Annotated in this window: 15 protein-coding genes; 10 read left to right on the top strand and 5 right to left on the bottom strand. The window is 50.5% G+C overall.

Annotated elements, in window-relative coordinates; genetic code table 11:
- Nucleotides 1-20 precede the first annotated feature (20 nt).
- The 3 genes from malG to malE all read right to left on the bottom strand — a co-directional run bounded on the left by malG (nt 21) and on the right by malE (nt 3,850).
- The gene (gene malG / locus LVQ76_RS18900) at nt 21-911 is read right to left on the bottom strand and encodes a maltose ABC transporter permease MalG (RefSeq protein WP_232922259.1); all 891 of its coding nucleotides are present in this window, start codon (nt 909-911) and stop codon (nt 21-23) included.
- A gap of 12 nt (nt 912-923) precedes the next feature.
- Nucleotides 924-2,468, bottom strand: coding sequence for a maltose ABC transporter permease MalF (malF, locus tag LVQ76_RS18895; RefSeq protein WP_232865343.1), 1,545 nt, complete (start codon nt 2,466-2,468; stop codon nt 924-926).
- Between the two features lie 191 nt (nt 2,469-2,659).
- Nucleotides 2,660-3,850, bottom strand: a complete 1,191-nt coding sequence (malE, locus tag LVQ76_RS18890; RefSeq protein ID WP_232865344.1) for a maltose/maltodextrin ABC transporter substrate-binding protein MalE — start codon at nt 3,848-3,850, stop codon at nt 2,660-2,662.
- 393 nt (nt 3,851-4,243) lie between these two features.
- Here malE and malK point away from each other — a divergent pair, with 393 nt between their 5' ends.
- The 5 genes from malK to ubiA all read left to right on the top strand — a co-directional run bounded on the left by malK (nt 4,244) and on the right by ubiA (nt 9,481).
- Nucleotides 4,244-5,353: a maltose/maltodextrin ABC transporter ATP-binding protein MalK gene (malK, locus tag LVQ76_RS18885; RefSeq protein ID WP_064515357.1), complete on the top strand. Its 1,110-nt coding sequence runs from the start codon at nt 4,244-4,246 to the stop codon at nt 5,351-5,353.
- Nucleotides 5,354-5,398: 45 nt separating this feature from the next.
- Nucleotides 5,399-6,712 (top strand): maltoporin, encoded by a 1,314-nt coding sequence (locus tag LVQ76_RS18880; protein WP_232922258.1) that lies wholly within the window; start codon nt 5,399-5,401, stop codon nt 6,710-6,712.
- Nucleotides 6,713-6,859: 147 nt separating this feature from the next.
- Entirely contained in the window at nt 6,860-7,813 is a 954-nt protein-coding gene (gene malM / locus LVQ76_RS18875; RefSeq protein WP_232865346.1) for a maltose operon protein MalM, read from the top strand.
- A gap of 286 nt (nt 7,814-8,099) precedes the next feature.
- Complete coding sequence (gene ubiC / locus LVQ76_RS18870; RefSeq protein ID WP_232865347.1) at nt 8,100-8,609, top strand: chorismate lyase; 510 nt, start codon at nt 8,100-8,102, stop codon at nt 8,607-8,609.
- Nucleotides 8,609-9,481, top strand: coding sequence for a 4-hydroxybenzoate octaprenyltransferase (gene ubiA, locus LVQ76_RS18865; protein WP_232922257.1), 873 nt, complete (start codon nt 8,609-8,611; stop codon nt 9,479-9,481). Before ubiC ends, ubiA begins: the two co-directional genes overlap by 1 nt.
- A gap of 172 nt (nt 9,482-9,653) precedes the next feature.
- On the opposite strand, the gene plsB is transcribed toward ubiA, so the two are convergent.
- Entirely contained in the window at nt 9,654-12,083 is a 2,430-nt protein-coding gene (gene plsB, locus LVQ76_RS18860) for a glycerol-3-phosphate 1-O-acyltransferase PlsB (RefSeq protein ID WP_232865348.1), read from the bottom strand.
- A 126-nt stretch (nt 12,084-12,209) separates the two neighbouring features.
- Here plsB and LVQ76_RS18855 point away from each other — a divergent pair, with 126 nt between their 5' ends.
- From LVQ76_RS18855 to LVQ76_RS18840, 4 genes are all read left to right on the top strand, one after another.
- A complete protein-coding gene (locus LVQ76_RS18855) occupies nt 12,210-12,578 on the top strand; it encodes a diacylglycerol kinase (protein ID WP_064515369.1) in 369 nt (122 codons plus the stop codon).
- Between the two features lie 108 nt (nt 12,579-12,686).
- Entirely contained in the window at nt 12,687-13,295 is a 609-nt protein-coding gene (gene lexA, locus LVQ76_RS18850) for a transcriptional repressor LexA (protein ID WP_064515371.1), read from the top strand.
- A gap of 74 nt (nt 13,296-13,369) precedes the next feature.
- Nucleotides 13,370-14,701, top strand: coding sequence for an MATE family efflux transporter DinF (gene dinF, locus LVQ76_RS18845; RefSeq protein ID WP_232865349.1), 1,332 nt, complete (start codon nt 13,370-13,372; stop codon nt 14,699-14,701).
- Nucleotides 14,702-14,858: 157 nt separating this feature from the next.
- Nucleotides 14,859-15,068: a CsbD family protein gene (locus LVQ76_RS18840; RefSeq protein ID WP_034492637.1), complete on the top strand. Its 210-nt coding sequence runs from the start codon at nt 14,859-14,861 to the stop codon at nt 15,066-15,068.
- 87 nt (nt 15,069-15,155) lie between these two features.
- Here LVQ76_RS18840 and zur read toward each other — a convergent pair whose 3' ends face one another.
- Nucleotides 15,156-15,671, bottom strand: coding sequence for a zinc uptake transcriptional repressor Zur (zur, locus tag LVQ76_RS18835; protein ID WP_151994223.1), 516 nt, complete (start codon nt 15,669-15,671; stop codon nt 15,156-15,158).
- 105 nt (nt 15,672-15,776) lie between these two features.
- On the opposite strand from zur, the gene LVQ76_RS18830 reads away from it, so the two are divergent.
- Nucleotides 15,777-16,280 (top strand): cupin domain-containing protein, encoded by a 504-nt coding sequence (locus LVQ76_RS18830; protein ID WP_232865350.1) that lies wholly within the window; start codon nt 15,777-15,779, stop codon nt 16,278-16,280.
- Nucleotides 16,281-16,405: the final 125 nt, after the last annotated feature.

Genomic DNA, 16,405 nt, shown 5'->3' with positions numbered 1-16,405 from the left:
AGCAATAACAACAGGAAATCTTAACCTTTCACCCCTCCAGCCGTCAGGCCGCTCACCAGCCAGCGTTGCGCCAGTAAGAACACGACAGTAATCGGGATTGCAGAGAGCACGGCTGCTGCGGCAAAGTCGCCCCACAGGTAGTTTTGTGGGTTGAGATATTGCTGCATACCTACTGCGAGGGTGTAGCTGTTAACATCGCGCAACAGCAACGACGCCACTGGCACTTCGGTAATTGCGGCGATAAACGACAGAATAAACACCACCGCCAGAATCGGTACGGAAAGTGGCAGTAACACCAGGCGGAAGGCTTGCCATGGGGTTGCGCCGTCCAGTGCTGCCGCTTCTTCCAGCGAATTATCAATCGTTTCGAAATAGCCCTTAATCGTCCACACATGCAGTGCGATACCGCCAAGATAGGCGAAGATCACCCCACCATGCGTATTCAAACCAATAAACGGAATGTACTGGCCGAGGCGGTCAAACAAGGCGTACAACGCCACCAGTGACAGCACCGCCGGGAACATCTGGAAAATCAGCATCCCTTTCAGCAGCGTGGCTTTGCCCGGGAAGCGCATACGGGCAAACGCATAGGCACAAGTGGTGGAAAGCGTCACGATACCCAGTGCGGTAATGGCCGCGATTTTGATCGAGTTCCACAACCATAACAGCACCGGGAACGGCGGTGGCGTTACGCTGCCATCGGCATGCTGCACGCTGAATCCAAGTGCTAATTTCCAGTGCTCCCAAGAGATTTGGTCTGGGATCAGGCTGCCTGTTGCGAAGTTACCCGGACGTAGTGAAATCGCAATAACCATCAGCAGTGGGAACATAATCGCCGCGATAAAAATGAGTAGTAACAGGTGCGTTGAGAGTAAACGCAGTTTCTGAGATTTCGGTTGAACCATAGCCATGTTTGTTGCTCCTTAATCAAACTTCATGCGGGTGGCTTTCAGGTTAACAATCGCGAGTGCGCCAACCAGAATGAAGATAAGCGTGGCGATAGCCGCAGCTAAACCAAAGTCCTGACCGCCGCCGCCTTCAAAGGCGATGCGGTAGGTGTAGCTCACCAGCAAGTCCGTGTAGCCCGCAGGCGTGGTGGTTCCAAGGCGATCCGGACCACCGTTGGTTAACAGTTGAATCAGCACGAAGTTGTTAAAGTTAAAGGCAAAGCTTGCGATCATCAGCGGTGTCAGCGGCTTAATCAGCAGCGGCAGCGTAATCTTAAAGAAGTTCTGGAACGGGCCAGCACCATCCATTGCAGAGGCTTCGTACAGGTCGTCCGGAATCGCTTTCAGCAAACCCATGCACAGAATCATCATGTACGGATAACCGAGCCAGGTATTCACGATAATTATCATTGAACGCGCAGTGGTCGGGTCGCTAAACCAGGCCGGTTTGATACCAAACAGCGAGCTCAACATCATGTTGATTTCACCGAAACTTTGGTTGAACAAGCCTTTGAAAATCAGGATAGAAATAAACGATGGCACTGCGTAGGGCAGTATCAGCATCACGCGGTAAATTGCTTTGCCTTTCAGCGATTCCCACTGCACGACACACGCCAGAATCATGCCTACTGCAACGGTCAGAATTACGGTAAGGATTGAGAAAATAACCGTCCAGACGAAGATTGCCATGAAAGGCTTTTGAATCCCTTCATCGTGGAATACACGCAGGAAGTTCTTCCAGCCGATAGTCACGGTGTAGCCTGGGCTTAACTGCTCGTTGCCCCAGTTACCGTCGGCATTTACAGACTGGTAGAAGCCAATGCTGTTATTCGGGCGGTACTTCACGCCGCTTTGGTTATTGGTCAGTTCACCCTTTTCACCTTCAGTGTAAAGTGGGCGTGTGCCGGAGAACTGGCGCAGGGAGCTCATGGTCAGCGTGCTTTCATCAGGCATTTCAGCCGTGATTTGCGTCAGCGCCGCACGGTTTTGCGTAATCACGCGCAGATTGGCTTTCTCACCTGCCGGAAGAGCATCGGCGTCTTTCAGTTTCAGGTGTTGAACACCACCAAACTTAAAGGTATCAGAGATAAAATTCTTGCCTGACTCGCCGTCAGTCAGCGCGAGTTGCCATTCATCGCCCGCCGGGTAAAGGCCAAAGTTAAAGGTTTTTCCCGCCTGATATTGGCGGTCCATCAGCACCTGCTGTGCGCGTTCTTGAGTCAGTTGGTTGGTGCTGCTGTAGTTGGTGAAAGCAATGGCGATGGTACAAACCAGTGGGAACAGAACAAACAGCCCCATGCCAGCAAGGCCCGGGTAAACATAGCGCCAGGCATAAGCCTTACGATTTGCATAAATGTATAAGCCAAGTGAGCTTAAAATCAGCGTCATAATGGCGAACAGGTACTCCCCCTGGGCGTACATTAATACGACAAGATAACCAACCAGCAGTCCCATCAGGCCGATGACTGACCATTTCAGTGCATCGCTTTGCCACCAGTGGTTCTTTTTAACTACATCCATGGGGTCTTCCTCTATACCCTTCATACTTCCAGTTGCCTCTTTGTTGGCTGTGAGAACTCGCCCAAATCACTTAGTTTACTAAGCTCATTAGGACTCATTCTCTTGCCGCCTCGGTGCAACTCGAATTATTTTGGGTATCTAATCATATTATTATTTTCCCTCTCTTTTCAGAGAGGGAATTGACCAGATACTTACTTAGTAATACGTCCCTGAGCATCTTTCAACGCTTCATCAACAGTCTGACGACCGCTAACTGCGTTGATGACGGCGGTGCGAACGGCATACCAGAACGCAGACATCTGCGGCACGTTCGGCATGATTTCGCCTTTCTGGGCGTTATCCATGGTGGCGGCGATACGTGGGTCTTTCGCCAGTTGATCCTGGTAGGATTTCAGTGCAACGGCACCCAATGGCTTGTCTTTGTTAACGTCAGCCAGGCCCTGATCGGTCAGCAGGTAGTTTTCCAGGAACTCTTTCGCCAGTTCTTTGTTAGGGCTGGCGGCGTTGATACCGGCACTGAGCACACCAACGAACGGTTTAGATGCTTTGCCTTTGAAGGTTGGCAACAGCGTTACGCCGTAATTGATTTTGCTCTTATCAATGTTGGACCATGCCCACGGGCCGTTGATAGTCATCGCGGTTTCGCCTTTGTTAAAGGCAGCTTCTGCGATGGAGTAATCGGTATCCGCGTTCATCTCTTTATTTTTAATCATGTTGACCAGGAAGCTCAGGCCAGCTTTCGCACCTGCACTATCCACGCCCACATCTTTCACGTCGTATTTGCCGTTTTCGAGTTTGAACGCATAACCACCGTCAGCAGCGATAAGCGGCCAGGTGAAGTACGGTTCTTGCAGGTTGAACATCAACGCACTCTTACCTTTCGCTTTCAGCTGCTTATCGAGTGCTGGGATCTCTTCCCAGGTTTTCGGCGGATTAGGTACGAGGTCTTTGTTGTAAATCAGAGAGAGTGCTTCAACCGCAACTGGGTAAGCGATGATTTTGCCGTTGTAACGAACCGCGTCCCAGGTAAACGGATAGAGTTTGTCCTGGAAAGCTTTATCTGGAGTGATTTCGGCCAGCAGGCCAGATTGCGCATAACCACCGAAACGGTCGTGTGCCCAGAAGATGATGTCCGGGCCATCGCCAGTTGCCGCAACTTGTGGGAATTTTTCTTCCAGTTTGTCCGGGTGTTCGATGGTGACTTTAATACCGGTGTCTTTCTCAAACTTCTTACCCACTTCGGCAAGGCCGTTATAGCCTTTGTCACCATTAATCCAGATGACCAGTTTGCCTTCTTCTATTTTTGCCAGTGCAGAGGCGGAAAACATCATCGTTGTCAGGGCAGACAGAGCGAGGATGCGGGCGCCAGTTTTAATTTTCATATTTATTCCCATCCTTTGAATGGTGGTTTGCTATGCGCGTGGATACATCAAGGTCAAGGTAGTGGCGTTACGGATGCCAGTTTGCGCAGATGGCAAGTGCTTCTCATCCTCCTTAGCCCTACGCCCCCACCCTGGTATCTGTGATCTGCATTCCATAACTGACAGTTATGTGTACCAGAGCACACAAAACCACCCAGAAATTTGAAACCACGATCACGAAAAACTGTCGCGCCTGCTGTAACCGGTTGCAGAAACTCGCTTCTCATCCTCCCGCCTCCTCCCCCATTAAAAACAGCAGGGTGGAGGATTCACGAAATGTATAGATCATTCATAGTCCGACACATCTTGAATCACCTGCCATTTAGCAGAGTGACGGAATGAAGGGAGAAGTACATGGCAAGCGTACAGCTACGGAACGTAACGAAAGCCTGGGGTGATGTGGTGGTGTCGAAAGATATCAACCTCGACATTCAAGAAGGTGAGTTCGTGGTTTTTGTTGGACCGTCAGGCTGCGGTAAATCCACACTGTTACGCATGATTGCGGGTCTGGAAACGATCACCAGCGGTGATTTATTCATTGGTGATACTCGCATGAACGACATCCCTCCCGCTGAGCGTGGCGTCGGCATGGTATTCCAGTCTTATGCTCTTTATCCCCATCTCTCCGTTGCTGAAAACATGTCCTTCGGCCTGAAGCTTGCTGGTGCCAAGAAAAGCGATATCAATCAGCGTGTCACCCAGGTTTCAGAAACTTTGCAACTGGGACATTTATTAGAACGTCGCCCGAAAGCACTTTCTGGTGGACAGCGTCAGCGCGTTGCTATTGGCCGTACGCTGGTGGCTGAACCGCGTGTATTCCTGCTTGATGAACCTCTTTCAAACCTTGATGCGGCACTGCGTGTGCAGATGCGTATTGAGATTTCCCGACTGCATAAGCGCCTTGGTCGCACCATGATTTACGTCACCCACGACCAGGTTGAAGCGATGACGCTTGCCGACAAAATTGTGGTGCTGGACGCAGGCCGCGTCGCGCAGGTGGGTAAACCACTCGAGCTATATCACTACCCGGCGGATCGTTTTGTTGCGGGTTTTATTGGCTCGCCAAAAATGAACTTCCTGCCAGTAAAAGTCACCGCTACTGCCATTGATCAGGTGCAGGTTGAATTACCGAACCGCCAGCAAGTCTGGCTGCCGGTGGAAAGCAAAGAAGTTCAGGTCGGTGCCAACATGTCCCTTGGTATTCGCCCGGAACACCTACTGCCAAGCGATATCGCTGACGTCACTCTCGAAGGCGAAGTACAGGTTGTTGAACAGCTTGGTCATGAAACTCAGATTCATATCCAAATCCCCGCCATCCGTCAGAACCTGGTGTACCGCCAGAATGACGTGGTGTTGGTAAAAGAGGGTGCCACATTCGCTATTGGCTTGCCGCCAGAGCGTTGCCATCTGTTCCGAGAAGATGGCACCGCATGTCGTCGGCTGCATCAAGAGCCAGGTGTTTAAGCATTCCCATAAAAAAGAAAAGCAATGATCTCAGGAGATAGAACGATGATTACTCTGCGCAAACTCCCACTGGCAGTCGCCGTAGCAGCAGGCGTTATGTCTGTTCAGGCTCTGGCTGTGGATTTCCACGGTTATGCCCGTTCTGGTATCGGCTGGACCGGTAGCGGCGGCCCGCAAGAATGTTTCCAGGCAACTGGTGCTCAGTCTAAATATCGTCTGGGTAACGAGTGCGAAACGTACGCGGAAATTAAATTAGGTCAGGAAGTCTGGAAAGAAGGCGATAAGAGCTTCTATTTCGACTCCAACATTGCCTATAACTCTCCGCAGTTGAATGACTGGGAAGACACCAACACCCCGGCGATTCGCGAATTCAACGTGCAGGGTAAAAACCTGATCGACTCGTTGCCTGGCGCAAACATGTGGGCTGGTAAGCGTTTCTACCAACGTCATGACGTTCACATGATCGACTTCTACTACTGGGATATTTCTGGTCCTGGTGCAGGTCTGGAAAACATTGACGTAGGTGCAGGTAAACTTTCCTTCGCAGCAACTCGTTCTTCTGAATCAGGCGGTTCTTCAGCGTTCGGCGATCGCGACCCGGTAACTGGCGAACGTACCTACAACAACAAAGTTCCAAACGACGTATTTGACGTGCGTTGGGCTGGTATTGAAACTAACCCTGGCGGCACACTGGAACTGGGTGTTGACTACGGTCACACCAACATTCCTGACGACTACTACCTGCAACCAGGTGCGTCGAAAGATGGTTGGATGGGGACCCTTGAACATACGCAAAGTATGATGAAAGGCTTCAACAAATTCGTTGTGCAGTATGCAACTGACTCTATGACTTCGCAGGGCAAAGGCCAGGCGCAGGGCGGTAGCGTAAACAACGACGGCAGCATGATTCGTGTTCTCGACCACGGCGCGATCACTCTGGCTGACCAATGGGACCTGATGTACGTTGCGATGTACCAGAACCTGGATATGGATGATAACCAGGGTACTGAATGGTACACCGTAGGTGTGCGCCCAATGTACAAATGGACGCCAATCATGAGTACCTTGCTGGAAGTTGGCTACGACAACGTGAAATCCCAGGAAACTGGCGATCGTAACGGTCAGTACAAAATCACCCTGGCACAACAATGGCAGGCAGGCGACAGCATTTGGTCACGTCCGGCACTGCGTCTGTTCGCAACTTACGCCAAATGGGATGAGAAATGGGGTTATGTTAAAGATGGTGACTCTATAACTCGCGTCGCAGCCACTGATTCTACCGGTAATGGTACTTTCACCAATAGCCGCGGTAATGACGACGAATTCACCTTCGGTGCCCAGATGGAAATCTGGTGGTAATACAGCATTAACCTGAAGTGAAGAAATGATGGGGAGCTCGCCACTGAACTCCCCATCATGATTACCCTCTATGCCAATGCTTGTTTCGATGGAAAGCGCTATTGCCTGGCCAACTTTCCACCGATTTCCCATTCGAGGTCTATAAAAATGAAAATGAAAAAAAGTCTCCTCGCACTCTGCCTTTCCGCAGGGTTGCTCGCCAGCGTTCCCGGAATCAGTCTGGCAGATATCAATATCGTTCCGCAGGATGTTTCTGCCGCGCCGTCAATTCCTGAATCTGCATTACAAAATCTTGTCTGGACGCCGGTTACTCAAAACAAACTGCATACCACAAACCTTGCGACTGGCGGACAGTCTCTGGGTGTCGCTGACATTATTGGCCCGGTAGCGGCTTACAGCGTTCCGGCGGGTATTGGTGAACTGACTATTACCCTTACCAGCGTCGTTGAAAAAGATACGGTCTTCGCGCCAAACGTACTGGTTTTGGATCAAAACCTGCGCCCGGCTGCATACTTCCCAAGCAGTTTCTTTGCCTACCAGGAACCAGGCGTGATGTCTGATAACCGCCTGGAAGGGACGTTTAAATTGACGCCAGCATTGGGGCAGCAAAAACTCTATTTATTGGTCTTCACCACCAGTAAAGATGCACAACAAACCACTAAGATGATTGATCCGGCCAAAGCCTATGCCAAAGGCAATGGCAACGCGATCCCAGATATTCCAGACCCAATTGCGAGCCATGGCACGACGGGCACGCTGAAATTGCGGGTAAAAACCTCTTCTGGTTCAAGCATTTTAGTGGGGCCACTCTTTGGTTCATCTGGTCCAGACCCTGTGACTGTGGGTAACACCGCAGCGCCTGCTACCGCTTATGCCGCACCTGTTGCAGCAACAGCTACTGCGCCTGTAGCCGCTCCGGCTCCTGCCGCGAAAAAAGAACCCGTGCTTAGCGATACAGAGAGCTACTTCAACCAGGCTATCAAAGATGCAGTAGCGAAAGGCGATGTTGATAAAGCCTTGAAACTGCTGGATGAAGCTGAACGTCTGGGATCAACGAGCGCCCGTAAAACCTTTATCAGCAGTGTAAAAGGCAAGGGGTGATGGTTTCCCCGCAGTGCTGATGTTTGAAGTTTGGTGCGCCTCCGGGCGCACCTTTTTTCCTTCGTCATCCTTCAAGCTGACTCTGCGTTGGCTGCGCTCAAAAACCCTCATCACTTACTTTAGTAAGCTCAGAGGGATTTTCTCGTTTGCCGCCTTGATTCAACTCGAATGATTTAGAAGGGTTAGCATTGTTCCCGGCATTGTTAAACGCTTGTGAGCTTTTCCCTGCCCCGCTATACCTATTCTGCGTTACAATGATTTTCGGTTTTGTTTCGGAGAAATTCCCATGTCTGACGCGCTTTCGCCATTGCGCGCCTTACGTTTTGAAGCTGCGATTCCAGAAGGGTTGAGTGCATCACTCCTTGACTGGCTGTTGCTTGAAGACTCAATGACCAAACGCTTTGAGCAGTATTGTTCCAGGGTTACTGCCCGCATTGTGCGTGAAGGTTTTTTCGAATCGCATGTCGTTCTTCCTGAAGCTAATATGTTGCCTGAGTCCAGCCGTTATTGGTTGCGCGAAGTTGTGCTTTGCGGTGACGATGTGCCCTGGCTTTTGGGGCGTACAGTGGTCCCTGAATCAACCCTTGAAGGACCAGAGCTTGCTTTACAAAGGCTCGGAACCACGCCGCTTGGACGCTACCTGTTTAGTTCATCTTCCCTGACAAGGGATTTTATTGAGATTGGCCGCAGTTCGGAGCAGTGGGGGCGTCGTTCCCGCCTGAGATTAGCTGGAAAGCCGCTGGTGCTTACCGAGTTATTCCTTCCTGCTTCTCCGTTGTATCGGGAGGAAAAATAATGGAGTGGAGTCTGAAACAGGGTAAATGGCAGGCGTATCAACGTCTGATGCGACTTGATAAGCCAATTGGCTCGCTTTTGTTGTTATGGCCCACCCTATGGGCGCTGTGGCTTGCGACACCGGGAGTGCCTCCGCTAACCATTTTATGCGTGTTTATAGCCGGAGTGTGGATGATGCGCGCTGCGGGTTGCGTGGTAAATGACTACGCTGACCGCAAATTTGATGGTCACGTGAAACGCACGGCGCACAGGCCATTGCCGAGCGGGGCTGTAAGCGAGAAAGAAGCGCGTATCTTATTTGCGGTACTGGTAGTGCTTTCGTTTTTACTGGTACTGACGCTTAATACCATGACGATTTTATTATCGGTGGCGGGGTTAGCGCTGGCCTGGGTTTATCCGTTTATGAAGCGCTACACTCATTTGCCGCAAGTGGTGCTAGGGGCCGCATTTGGCTGGTCAATCCCGATGGCATTTGCCGCAGTGAGCGAGTCTGTTCCACTTAGCTGTTGGCTGATGTTTTTAACCAATATTTGCTGGGCTGTGGCTTATGACACGCAGTACGCAATGGTTGACCGCGATGACGATCTGAAAATTGGCATTAAATCCACAGCCATCTTATTTGGCCGCTATGACAATCTGATTATCGGTATTTTGCAGTTTACGGTGATGGTGTTGTTGGCGGTGATTGGCTGGTTAAACGGATTAGGTGGGGCGTTCTACTGGTCTATTGCGCTGGCGGGGATGCTCTTTTTCCATCAGCAACGGCTGACGGCGAATCGTGACCGTGATGCTTGTTTTAAAGCTTTCCTGAACAATAACTATGTTGGCCTGGTACTGTTTATCGGGTTGGTGTTGAGTTACCTGCACTTCTAATTATACCCATCGCCCTTCAAGTTGCAGGGTTGTTGGCTGCTCTCATTCACCCGAATCACTTACTTGAGTAAGCTCATCGGGATTCGTTCGATTGCCGCCTACCTGCATCTCGAAGTAGCTCGGGTATAAGAAACTAAATGGCGGATGACACTTCGTTTATCCGCCAGATTTTTTACTCGGTCGCTGCCTGCGACGTCGCACTTTCAATCGTCAAACGCACATCCGGCATGATCAGCTCTGCCAGCATCTGGTAGACCTTCATCGTTTCGGCGGGTTCTGCATCTCCGGTGTCGCTGATATAGCCTTCATCACGCAAGGTTAATACCAGCGAGGTGAATACAGCTTTATCGAAGAACTCCGGTGCATTAATGCCATGCAACACCGACAAACGTTGGGCAACGGTGCGGCTTTCGCGCTCCAGCGTCCCACGGTTAATCGATGGATTTGCACTCAGCAGCCAGAAAGTAATCGCGTAACGTTGCAGCGTTTCACGAACACCTGCAGCCAGAAGCTGCATAGTGCGTGAGCGTGCCGGGTTAATCACCACTTCTTCACCCGTAAGGGTAATCAGATCCTGACGAACCAGTTCATTAAGCAGCGCATCCATTTCACTGGCAAGTTCAGCTTTTTCCCAACGCAGGAACAACTCAGACTTCAGCATCGGGTAGAGCAGCTCAACCTGACGCAGAAGCTCGCTGCGGGAAATGTGGCGATGCTGCGTGATAATTGCAGCCAGCAGAGAAGGTAACACCAGCATATGCAGGATGTTGTTACGGTAGTAAGTCATCAGCACTGCCTGCTCACGCGGCAGAATGATGATGTCACCAATCGTATCTTTCTCTACTTCAAACTTGTTCATCTGCAACGCGTGTTCGATAAGCGCTTCTGCTGGCTGGTCTGGTGCGGTCGCATCCGGTGAATACGGCACATTACGCAACAGGCTCAGGTAACAGTTGAGCTGTTCGGTCAGTTGTTCGCGCGTCAGTGAACGCTGGCGCGATGCCAGGAGCGCGGTACAACACAGGTTCATGGCGTTTGCCGCGCCTGCATTGTTAATACGCACCATCAGTTCGGCAGCAATTTCATTAACCGTTGGCGTTAACCATGCCGGACGGATGGCCTCAATCGGGTCGATTGAATCACGCCACTCAGGCACTCGCTGGTTGAGGAATGTCATCAACGGCATTGGTTCGCCGAAGTTAACATAGCCCTGGCCGAGGTTACGCAGCTTGCTCAGCCCACGTACCATCTGCATGAAGCTCTCTTTTTCTTTAGTCGCACCGCGCAGTTCTTTTGCGTAAGTCCCCACTTCCATTACATGCTCGTAGCCAATGTAAATCGGCACCAATGTAATTGGACGTGTACCGCCGCGCAGCATGGCCTGAATGGTCATCGACAGCGTGCCGGTTTTCGGGTCTAGCAAACGGCCGGTACGAGAACGGCCACCTTCCACAAAGTATTCAACGGAATAGCCACGGCTGAACAGCTCGCCAAGATATTCACGGAACACGGTGGAGTAGAGTTTGCTGCCCTTAAAGGTACGGCGAATAAAGAACGCGCCCAGGCGACGGAAAATCGGGCCTGCTGGCCAGAAGTTCAGGTTGATACCAGCTGCAATGTGCGGAGGAACCAGCCCCTGGTGATAGAGCACGTAAGACAGAAGCATGTAGTCCATGTGGCTGCGGTGGCAGGGCACATAGACAATCTCATGGCCGTCATGAGCCAGTTGGCGAACGCGTTCAGCATTGTGAACGTTAATGCCCTGGTACAAACGGTTCCACGTCAGACCTAATACGCGGTCGGTCAAACGAACGGCTTCATAAGAGAAGTTCGCCGCAATCTCTTCCATCAAGGCAACAGCATTTTGCTGCGCTTTTTCATGGGAGATTTTCTTGCTGCGCGCTTCATCTTCTACTGCACGGGCAATAGCTTTTGAAGCCAAAAGCTTATTGAACAGATCCTGACGTACCGGCAGACGCGGGCCAACAGTCGCTAAGCGCTGGCGAGCAAAGTGCATACGCGCCACGCGTGCCAGTTTTTGGGCGATTTTTTTGTCTGTACCGTGATCGGTTGCCATCTGGCGCAGCGAAACAGGTGCAGAGAACCGCACAAAGCTGTCGCGCCCAAGCCAGGAGACTGCGAAGAATTTCTGAATGCCGTTAAGCATCTTCAGTGGCGGGTTAACTTCGCCTTTTTCGCGACCCGGAGAGCGGCCAAACATCACCGATACCGGCACCATCTGCACATCCAGATTTGGATTGCTGCGGTGCAAGTCGAGATAATCATGGAACAGCTTGATCGACTCTTCTTTTGGCGTGTAATAAGTGAACACACGCGGGCCGCCATGGATAAAGACATAGCGCGGCAATACCGCACCGTCGATCTCTAACGGCTCGAGAGGGTCGGGCAAGTTGTGCGCGAGGCATTGCGCGCGCAGGGTTAATAAGTCCGCCTTTGAGTTATAAGGCAGAACATACATTATTGGGCGTGTGGGATCTAAGCCCAGTTCGGCCTGTGGATCTGCCGGAATGGACTTGCTCTTTACCAGAACGCCTAATGGTAAATTAAGTAATTTGTAGTAGATTCTTGGCCAGCCTGACATAAACGATGTAAAGCCTCAGGTTAATGATGCAAATTCGCCGCAAGAATATCAGAATCTCACCCAGATTTCTGTGGCGTTATAATTTTGACAAGCATTGATGCAAATAATTTGAAAAGGTTTCCTAAAATGGCGAGTAGTACCACTGGACTTACCCGTATCATCAAAGCCGCAGGCTACTCATGGAAAGGGCTCAAAGCAGCCTGGATCAATGAAGCAGCTTTCCGCCAGGAAGGCGTTTCTGCTGTTATCGCCATTGCCATCGCATGTTGGTTAGATGTCGATCCCATTACCCGCATTCTACTTATCGGCTCAGTCGTGCTGGTCATGATTGTCGAGATCCTCAATAGCGCTATTGAGGCACTTGTCGACCGTGTTGGCACTGATTATCACGAGCTTTCAGGACGCGCCAAAGATATGGGCTCGGCCGCTGTATTAATTTCAATTATCCTCGCAGTAATTACCTGGGTCACGTTGCTTTGGTCGCATTTGCGGTGATCTTTCCAGAATAGTTAAGTGCCTGGTTTTTTGCTTAATTTGTGGTTCCAAATTGACCTTTGACTGTATATACTCACAGCATAACTGTATAAACACCCAGGGGGCGGAATGAAAGCGTTAACTACCAGGCAGCAAGAGGTGTTTGATCTTATTCGGGATCATATCAGCCAGACCGGCATGCCACCGACTCGTGCCGAGATTGCTCAACGTCTGGGGTTCCGTTCTCCGAACGCCGCTGAAGAGCATTTAAAAGCACTTGCCCGTAAAGGTGTGCTTGAAATTGTTTCAGGCGCATCCCGTGGTATCCGCCTGTTGGTGGAAGAAGTCACTGGTATTCCACTGGTTGGGCGTGTTGCTGCAGGTGAGCCACTGCTTGCGCAGCAACATATCGAAGGCCATTACCAGGTCGACCCATCACTGTTTAAACCAAATGCCGACTTCTTGCTGCGCGTCAGCGGTATGTCAATGAAAGACATCGGCATTATGGATGGCGACCTGCTTGCGGTTCATAAAACTCAGGATGTGCGTAATGGCCAGGTTGTTGTCGCGCGTATCGATGATGAAGTTACCGTTAAGCGCTTAAAACAACAGGGCAATACAGTTCATCTGCTGCCAGAAAACAGTGAGTTTGAACCGATCGTGGTTGACCTGCGCGAGCATAACTTCTCAATTGAAGGGCTGGCTGTTGGGGTTATTCGCAACGGCGACTGGCTGTAAAATCTCTTTAGGTGATGCGCATTTAGAATGCGCATCACTGTCTTAATTCTCTTTGATCTCCTTTAGGAGAGGTCATGCAATTATTCTCCACAGCGGATCGTGCGCTCTGGCGCCTCGCTTTACCCATGATTTTCTCCAACATTACTGTTCCGCTGCTTGGCCTTGTCGATACGGCTGTGATTGGTCATCTGGATAGTCCTGTTTACTTGGGCGGTGTTGCCATTGGTGCGACAGCAACCAGCTTCCTGTTTATGTTGCTGCTGTTTTTACGAATGAGTACCACAGGCTTAACTGCTCAGGCTTTTGGCGCCAATAATCCCTCAGCGTTAGCTCGTGCACTGGTGCAACCACTATTGCTGGCACTTGGGGCAGGGGTGGCAATTGTCTTACTGCGCGATCCCCTCATTTCACTCGCTTTACAAATTGTTGGTGGCAATCAGGATGTGCTCGTACAAGCACAACGCTTTCTTGAAATCCGCTGGCTAAGTGCGCCAGCCTCGCTTGCCAACCTGGTTCTACTAGGATGGTTGTTAGGGGTTCAATACGCACGAGCTCCGGTTATCTTGCTGGTAGTCGGCAATGTTCTGAATATCGTACTGGATGTGTGGCTGGTGATGGGGTTGCACCTTGATGTTCAAGGGGCGGCACTTGCGACTGTCACTGCTGAATACGCGACATTTTTCATCGGATTGCTGATGGTGAAGAAGGTTATGGGCATGCGTGGTATCAGCTTTGAGATGATTAAGCAGTCCTGGCGTGGCAATGTTCGGCGCTTACTGGCGCTCAATCGGGACATCATGTTGCGCTCGTTATTACTGCAAGTGTGCTTTGCATCAGTGACCATCTTTGGTGCGCGCTTAGGTAGCGAAATTGTCGCCGTCAATGCGGTATTAATGACGCTTCTGACGTTTACCGCTTATGCGCTTGATGGTTTTGCCTATGCCGTTGAAGCCCATTCCGGGCAAGCTTATGGCGCAAAGAATCGCGGCCAACTACTCGAGGTTTGGGGTGCTGCCTGTCGCCAGGCGGGTTTAGTCGCGCTCATGTTTGCCGTGGTGTATGCCCTATTTGGCGAGCAAATTGTTTCTCTTCTGACGTCCATTCCCCAATTACAGCTACAGGCCGATCGCTATCTCCACTGGCAGATTGTATTACCCGTAGTCGGTGTCTGGTGCTACTTGCTGGATGGGATGTTTATTGGCGCGACAAGGGGAGCTGAGATGCGTAATAGCATGGCGGTTGCCGCTGTTGGTTTCGGGCTAACGCTCTTCACGGTTCCGTATTTAGGCAACCACGGGTTATGGCTTTCTGTGGCGGTATTCCTTGCTCTGCGGGGGCTGGCGTTAGGTTGGATTTGGCGTCGTCACTGGCAGCAAAATAGCTGGTTTAACAACGTACAAAGTTAAGCCGTATGGTTAAAGATTCTTAGTTTTCTCCGTACCACCATATCCTTGACTACAATTATTATCACGTCCAGCAGATAGAGTGGTGTTGGCCAAATGGCAGCACATTGGACGTTGGTAATTTTTTAGCAGTTCTTCCCCGAACGATGAGGATATTATTATGAATAAAGACGAAATCGGCGGTAACTGGAAACAGTTTAAAGGCACAGTAAAAGAGAAATGGGGCAAACTGACTGACGATGATATGACTGTCATCGAAGGCAAACGCGATCAGCTTGTCGGTAAAATTCAAGAGCGTTATGGGTACGAAAAGGATAAGGCAGAGGAAGAAGTCGTTGATTGGGAAACTCGCAACAAATACCGTTGGTAATTAGTTTCCCTTAGATGTGTTAGTTCTCAAGGCTACCCTGCCCAGGTACATGGATGTACCGTTCCATTCAACTCAAATCCAACCAATCTAACGTGACTTCTTTTTACTCTGAATGGAGTGGTCATGCCCGCAAGCATCCGGGTGGCTACAAGCTTCAACTTCTGCACACGCGCTGCATAAACCATGCGCCTCAATAACGTTATGATGCAGAGCAAACCCTAACTGGGCCGCCAGTTGGTGCATGATATCTTCCACACCTTCCGCACTACGCTCCTTCACCGCACCACATCGATCACAAATAAACATCGCAGATGAGTGAGTTGGCTGATCGATAAGATTGCACAACACATAGCTGTTGGTGGACTCTACACGGTGTACAAAACCTTGTTCGAGCAGAAAATCGAGCGCACGATACACTGTCGGGGGTTTAGCTTGCGGTTCGCTGGCACGCAATAAATCCAGCAAATCATAAGCACTGATAGCGCCTGCTTGCTGAGTCAGCAAACGCAATACTTCAAGACGTTGTGGTGTCAGGCGCACATTACGCTGCTCGCATAGTTTTTCAGCCTGCGCTAACACGTTTTGTGAAGTCGTGATGTCCATCAGTATTCCCCTGTAGATTAGCCCTACACTTTATCACAACGCGCAAAAAACGCCGAGTGGTGCGCTTAGCCACAACCTTTTGAGATGACTATCCCGGAGTTTGTTATGAATAAACCTGATTGCATTCGCCACTGGAAGGAAATAGAAGGTGACGATGATTCGACTTATCCAGACAGCGCAGAGCGGTTTTCTATTGGCGCGCCACTGGCCCGCAAGCTGGGTCTTAATCGCCTGGGAATTCATCATGAGCGCCTGCTACCAGGTCGCCGCACATCTTATCCTCATGCTGAAAGCAGCGAAGAAGAGTTTGCTTATGTGCTCGAAGGGCATCCACAAGTGTGGATTAATGGGCACCTTTACCCACTTGAACCTGGCGATAGCGTTGGTTTCCCCGCTGGAACAGGTACCTGCCATACCTTTATCAACAACACAGAGCATGAAGTCCGACTGCTAATTGTGGGGGAGGCAAATAAAGCTGAGAATCGAATTTATTACCCGCTAAACCCAGGCTATGCCGCACAGCGACAGGATCGATGGATTGATCATCCCCCCCAATTTTTCGGCCCACATGACGGTCAGCCTTCACGAAAACCGAACGGTAAACTATAAATAAGTTTGCATGGAAATTTTGAACTCATAATCCTGAAGGATAGAAACGGGATTCCGATGGGCGAAACAGCCCACTTTTCAGCCTTTTATTCACAGCAATAGTCCGCCTCTGTTCAGTCATAACT

Source organism: Buttiauxella cochleicola, from assembly GCF_021283185.1.
In the GTDB taxonomy this organism is placed as follows: Bacteria; Pseudomonadota; Gammaproteobacteria; order Enterobacterales; family Enterobacteriaceae; genus Buttiauxella; species Buttiauxella massiliensis.
This window is presented reverse-complemented; position numbering and strand designations above follow the sequence as displayed.

Excerpts from the sequence above, each read along its gene's own strand:
- malF (WP_232865343.1), bottom strand. The coding sequence starts at position 2,468 with ATGGATGTAGTTAAAAAGAACCACTGGTGGCAAAGCGATGCACTGAAA.
- malK (WP_064515357.1), top strand. The coding sequence starts at position 4,244 with ATGGCAAGCGTACAGCTACGGAACGTAACGAAAGCCTGGGGTGATGTG.
- LVQ76_RS18855 (WP_064515369.1), top strand. The coding sequence starts at position 12,210 with ATGGCGAGTAGTACCACTGGACTTACCCGTATCATCAAAGCCGCAGGC.
- zur (WP_151994223.1), bottom strand. The coding sequence starts at position 15,671 with ATGGACATCACGACTTCACAAAACGTGTTAGCGCAGGCTGAAAAACTA.
- plsB (WP_232865348.1), bottom strand. The coding sequence starts at position 12,083 with ATGTCAGGCTGGCCAAGAATCTACTACAAATTACTTAATTTACCATTA.
- LVQ76_RS18880 (WP_232922258.1), top strand. The coding sequence starts at position 5,399 with ATGATTACTCTGCGCAAACTCCCACTGGCAGTCGCCGTAGCAGCAGGC.
- ubiA (WP_232922257.1), top strand. The coding sequence starts at position 8,609 with ATGGAGTGGAGTCTGAAACAGGGTAAATGGCAGGCGTATCAACGTCTG.
- lexA (WP_064515371.1), top strand. The coding sequence starts at position 12,687 with ATGAAAGCGTTAACTACCAGGCAGCAAGAGGTGTTTGATCTTATTCGG.
- LVQ76_RS18840 (WP_034492637.1), top strand. The coding sequence starts at position 14,859 with ATGAATAAAGACGAAATCGGCGGTAACTGGAAACAGTTTAAAGGCACA.
- ubiC (WP_232865347.1), top strand. The coding sequence starts at position 8,100 with ATGTCTGACGCGCTTTCGCCATTGCGCGCCTTACGTTTTGAAGCTGCG.
- malG (WP_232922259.1), bottom strand. The coding sequence starts at position 911 with ATGGCTATGGTTCAACCGAAATCTCAGAAACTGCGTTTACTCTCAACG.
- dinF (WP_232865349.1), top strand. The coding sequence starts at position 13,370 with ATGCAATTATTCTCCACAGCGGATCGTGCGCTCTGGCGCCTCGCTTTA.
- malE (WP_232865344.1), bottom strand. The coding sequence starts at position 3,850 with ATGAAAATTAAAACTGGCGCCCGCATCCTCGCTCTGTCTGCCCTGACA.
- malM (WP_232865346.1), top strand. The coding sequence starts at position 6,860 with ATGAAAATGAAAAAAAGTCTCCTCGCACTCTGCCTTTCCGCAGGGTTG.
- LVQ76_RS18830 (WP_232865350.1), top strand. The coding sequence starts at position 15,777 with ATGAATAAACCTGATTGCATTCGCCACTGGAAGGAAATAGAAGGTGAC.